The sequence below is a fragment of the Streptomyces phytophilus genome (assembly GCF_013870535.1).
GTDB lineage: Bacteria > Actinomycetota > Actinomycetes > Streptomycetales > Streptomycetaceae > Streptomyces > Streptomyces phytophilus.
Genome location: NZ_JACBXC010000351.1, coordinates 1 through 5,173, shown reverse-complemented (window position 1 = coordinate 5,173; position 5,173 = coordinate 1). Strand labels below are relative to the sequence as shown.

General features: G+C 70.1%; 4 protein-coding genes. 3 read left to right on the top strand and 1 reads right to left on the bottom strand.

The features are described 5' to 3' along the window. On the bottom strand, positions 1-2,111 hold a 2,111-nt coding region (locus tag H5J30_RS16705), incomplete at its 3' end, for a sensor histidine kinase (RefSeq protein ID WP_309505552.1). Positions 2,112-2,690: 579 nt separating this feature from the next. On the opposite strand from H5J30_RS16705, the gene H5J30_RS16700 reads away from it, so the two are divergent. The 3 genes from H5J30_RS16700 to gltX all read left to right on the top strand — a co-directional run. Next, on the top strand, positions 2,691-2,885 hold the full coding sequence (locus tag H5J30_RS16700; protein WP_018838961.1) for a hypothetical protein: 195 nt from the start codon (positions 2,691-2,693) through the stop codon (positions 2,883-2,885). 45 nt (positions 2,886-2,930) lie between these two features. Then, a complete protein-coding gene (locus tag H5J30_RS16695) occupies positions 2,931-3,752 on the top strand; it encodes a fumarylacetoacetate hydrolase family protein (RefSeq protein ID WP_181788222.1) in 822 nt (273 codons plus the stop codon). A gap of 61 nt (positions 3,753-3,813) precedes the next feature. Then, positions 3,814-5,173: glutamate--tRNA ligase (gene gltX / locus H5J30_RS16690; RefSeq protein ID WP_374100987.1), on the top strand; the 1,360-nt coding region annotated here is incomplete at its 3' end.

Here is a 5,173-nt window from a genome sequence, read left to right as displayed (position 1 = left end):
ACGGGGAGCATGACCAGCGCGGTGGTGCCGCCGGAGTCGGAGGGGCGCAGCTGGATGCGGATGCCGTGGCGCAGCGAGAGCCGGCCGACCACGAACAGGCCCATGCGGCGGGAGACGGAGACGTCGACCGTGGGCGGGTTGGCCAGCCGCTCGTTGATCGCCCCGAGGTCCTCGGGCGACAGCCCGATGCCGGTGTCGTGGATCTCGACCAGCACCCGCCCGTCGGGCAGCGCGTGGCCGGTGACCTTGACCTTGGTCTGCGGCGAGGAGAACGACGTGGCGTTCTCCAGCAGCTCGGCGAGCAGGTGGACGAGGTCGTTGACGACGCGGCCGGCGACCTGGGTGGCCGGTACGGCGGACAGTTCGATCCGCTCGTACTGCTCCACCTCGGAGGCGGCGGCGCGCAGCACGTCGACCAGCGGGACCGGGCGGGTCCACCGGCGGCCCGGCTCCTCGCCCGCGAGGACGAGGAGGTTCTCGCCGTTGCGGCGCATGCGGGTCGCGAGGTGGTCGAGCTTGAAGAGGTTCTCCAGCTGGTCCGGGTCGGCCTCGCGGGACTCCAGTTCGGATATGAGTGAGAGCTGACGCTGGATGAGGCCCTGGCTCCGGCGCGAGAGGTTGGTGAACATCGCGTTCACGTTGCCCCGCAGCAGCGCCTGCTCGGCGGCCAGCCGGACGGCCTCGCGGTGCACGTCGTCGAACGCGGACGCCACCTTGCCGATCTCGTCCCGGCTGCGGATGCCGACGGTCTCGACGGAGGTGTCGACGTCCTGCGGGTCGGCGTCGGAGAGCTGCTTGACCAGCTCGGGCAGCCGCTTCTGGGCGACGGTCTGCGCGGTGTCCTGCAGCCGGCGCAGCGAGCGGACCATGGAGCGGGCGACGACGAAGGCGCCGGCCAGCGAGATGAGCAGGACGAGGAGGATCAGGGCAGCGCTGAAGTACGTTTCGTTCCGGGCCTCGGACCGCAGATCGCGCGCAGTCTGCTCCATCTCCTGGAGCAGGTGCTGCTCGATCTTCTTCATCTCTTCGATCTTGACGCTGTCCAGCTCGTACCAGTGCCGGTAGCTCATGTCGGCGTTCTTGATGCTGTCCGGGTTGTTCACCAGGTTCTTGGCGAACGTGTCGGCCTGCTGCACGGAGGCGTTGCCGCCGTCCAGCGAGCGCATCAGATCCGTCAGGCCGATCCGGCCGGAGTACAGGTGGGCGAAGAGCTTGAGCGAGGAGCTCTCCGCCTCCTGGGCGGAGGCGGCCTCCAGCCGGTCGGCCTCGGCGAAGTCGTCGCGGGGCTCCTCGGCGAGGGCGGCGCTGATGATCGCCTGCTGGACGGAGGCGTACTCCTTGGCGGAGGAGAAGGTGGCCAGCGCCCGGGTCTTGGCGATCATGTCCGGGTTGCTGGTGGCCAGGGCCATGTCCTGGGAGAGCGAGACCAGGGAGTCGACGAGTTCGCCGTACGCCTTGACCGTCTGGGCGGCGCCGCCGGTGTCGTCCGAGTAGGCCGTCTTGCGAATGCTGTTGATCTTGTTGAGCTTCTCGATGACGCTCGTCAGCGAGTTGTTGACCCCGGCGAGGTCCTCGTCGTCGGTGGTGTCGATCTCGTCCGCGGACCGGGTGAAGGCGATCAGGGCCTTGTCGGTCTCGTCGCGGGCGTCGGTGATGTCCGGGTGCTTGGGGTTCCCGTCGACGATGAGGCCGGCCGACTTGTCGCGCTCCTGCTGGAGCATGTCGGCGAGTTCGGTGGCCTCCTCGGTCATGTCCGTCAGCAGCTTCATGTTCTCCAGCTGCTGGAGGTTCTGCCAGGATTCCTCAATGCGGAAAGCCCCCAGCGTGGTCGCGGCGACCACGGGGAGCGCGAGGAGCGAGACGAGTCTGGTGCTGATGCGCCAGTTGCGCAGCAGGATCCGGGAGCCCGGCCCCTTCGAGCCCTTGGGCTGCTGCATGTTGGCGAAGTCGCCGGCCTGGGGCGCGGGTATTCGGGCGCCGCCGCGGTCGGCATTCCGGTCCGGCGAGGAGCTCGCGCTCTGGCCGTACCGAAGGGAGGCTGCGCGGTCGGTCTTCCCACGCGCCTCAGACTCGCCCGGAACGCTGCCGTCAGTCTTCAATCGTCCCTGCACTAGCGTCGCAACCTCTAGGACCGGCTCCGGCGCATGCACCGGAGCGTTGTCTGGTCGTGCGGGAGCTTAGGCCCCCGCCCGCCGTGAACCAACCGGCGCAAGCTCCCCGCACAGTCCCCCGCGGGGCGCCCCGTTGCGCCCTTGCGTCGGCTGCACTCCAGCGACGGTCCGTGGAATTCCAGCACAGTGCCGGGATCTCCAACAAGGCCCGGGGGTAACAGCTCGACTGCCACTACTCACCGTGCCGGTCACACTACATGTGGTTGAAGCAACGGGTGGGGATAAGGGACATTTTCCTACGAGGTGCATGGCGCGGGGCCGTGTCCCGGGTCGAGCGCATCGGTTGGGAAATGTCTCCCCTATACGGATATCGATCGCTTTCGCCCGTCGTCGGCGTCGACGATATTTGGCATTCGTCACCGGGGAGGTGAGGAAAGTCACAATGCCGTACGGGATGGGTCCCGGCGGCGCGGGGAATAGCGCCGCCTACCCTTCACTTGACACCACGGATCGTTCCGTAAAGCCAGTTCCCGTCGGCCCGGCAGCGGGCCCCGGCACGTGAAGGCGCGTGTAACCGTCATGATCTTCCGCACCATAGCCAACCCGCGGCGCACCACCCTCGCCCACCTCGACGACGCCGGGGACCTGCTGCTTCCCGAGCCGCCCGAGGCCCTCGCCGCCCGGATCGCCGCCGCCGCGCCCGGCGCGCAGCCGCCGGACCGGACCGCGAACCCGCGCCGCACCGTGCTGGAAGAACTCCCGTCCGGCGCCTGACCCGCGCGGCGCGACGCACCGTGGCGGGGCGATAACCTGGGCCCCGTGCGTATCGCCAGGTTCTCCATCGACGGCAGTGTCGCGTTCGGTGTGGTCGAAGGCTCCGACGGCTTCGACGGCGCCGGCACCCCCCGGGGCGAGGTCCTCCTCGACGTGATCAAGGGCCATCCCTTCGCCGAGTTCGAGCGGTCGGGCCGGAAGCTCCCGCTGGACAAGGTGCGGCTGCTGCCCCCCGTGCTCCCCAACAAGGTCGTCGCGATCGGCCGCAACTACGCCGAGCACGCCGCGGAGCTGGGACACCCCTTGTCGAGCCCACCGGACGTACCCATCACCTTCTTCAAGCCGTCCACCTCGGTGATCGGTCCCGGCGACCCCATCGCGTACCCGTCGTTCTCCCAGGACGTGCAGTACGAGGCGGAGCTGGCCGTCGTCATCGGCCGGCTCTGCCGCGACGTGCCGCCGGAGCGTGCCCAGGACGTGATCCTCGGCTACACCTGCGCCAACGACGTGACCGCGCGCGACGTCCAGCGGCGCGAGAAGCAGTGGGCAAGGGCCAAGGGCTTCGACACCTCCTGCCCGCTCGGCCCCTGGGTCGAGACGGACCTGGACCCGGCCCGGATCGCCGAGGGCATCGCCATCCAGTGCACCGTGAACGGCGAACAGCGCCAGCTCGGCCGGACGACGGACATGGTCCGCTCGATCCCCGAGCTGATCGTGCACATCACCGAGGCGATGACCCTGCTGCCCGGTGACGTCATCCTGACCGGAACCCCCGCGGGCGTCGGCCCGCTCCACGACGGCGACGAGGTCGCCGTCACCATCGAAGGCATCGGCACTCTCGCCAACAAGGTGATCAAGCGTGGCTAGCGCAGCCCCCCCGGCCCCCCTGCGGGTCCGCTTCTGTCCCTCCCCCACCGGCAACCCCCACGTGGGCCTGGTCCGCACCGCCCTGTTCAACTGGGCGTACGCCCGGCACACCGGCGGCTCGCTGGTCTTCCGGATCGAGGACACCGACGCGGCCCGGGACTCCGAGGAGTCGTACGAGCAGCTGCTCGACTCCTTCCGCTGGCTCGGCATCGACTGGGACGAGGGCCCCGAGGCCGGCGGCCCGCACGCGCCCTACCGGCAGTCGCAGCGCATGGACATCTACGCGGACGTGGCCCGCCGGCTCCAGGACGCCGGGCACGCCTACCGCTGCTACTGCACCGCGGCCGAGCTGGAGGAGCGCCGCGAGGAGGCGCGCGCGGCCGGGCGGCCTTCCGGCTACGACGGGCACTGCCGCGAACTGACCGCCGGGCAGGTGGCCGCGTACGAGGCCGAGGGCCGGACCTCGATCGTCCGCTTCCGGATGCCGGACGAGACGATCGCCTTCACCGATCTGGTGCGCGGCGAGCTGGCCTTCGCCCCCGAGAACGTCACGGACTACGGCATCGTGCGCGCCAGCGGCGCCCCGCTCTACACCCTGGTCAACCCCGTCGACGACGCGCTGATGGAGATCACGCACGTGCTGCGCGGCGAGGACCTGCTGTCCTCCACCCCGCGGCAGATCGCGCTCTACCGCGCGCTGATCGACCTCGGCGTCGCCAAGCGGGTGCCCGACTTCGGCCACCTGCCGTACGTCATGGGCGAGGGCAACAAGAAGCTCTCCAAGCGCGACCCGCAGGCGTCGCTCAACCTCTACCGCGAGCGCGGCTTCCTGCCCGAGGGGCTGATCAACTACCTCTCCCTGCTGGGCTGGTCGCTCTCCGCCGACCGCGACGTCTTCACCCGCGACGAGCTGGTCGCGGCCTTCGACATCGCCGACGTGGTGCCCAACCCGGCCCGCTTCGACCTGAAGAAGGCCGAGGCCATCAACGCGGACCACATCCGCATGCTCGACGTGAAGGACTTCGCCGAGCGCTGCGCCCCCTGGCTGCGGGCGCCGCACGCGCCGTGGCCCGCGGAGTCGTTCGACGCGGACGCCTTCGCGGCGGTGGCGCCGCTGGCGCAGACGCGGCTGACGGTGCTGTCCGACATCACGGCCAACGTCGACTTCCTCTTCCTCGACGAGCCGGTGTACGACGAGAAGTCGTGGGACAAGGCCATGAAGCCGGGGCAGCCGGGTGCGGCCGACCTGCTGCGTACCGCGCGGGCGAAGCTGGCCGCGGCCGAGTGGTCGGCGGAGCCGCTGAAGGAGGCGGTGCTCGCGGCGGGCGAAGAGCACGGGCTGAAGCTGGGCAAGGCGCAGGCGCCGGTACGGGTCGCGGTGACGGGGCGGACGGTGGGGCTGCCGCTGTTCGAGTCCCTGG

Excerpts from the sequence above, each read along its gene's own strand:
- H5J30_RS16700 (WP_018838961.1), top strand. The coding sequence starts at position 2,691 with ATGATCTTCCGCACCATAGCCAACCCGCGGCGCACCACCCTCGCCCAC.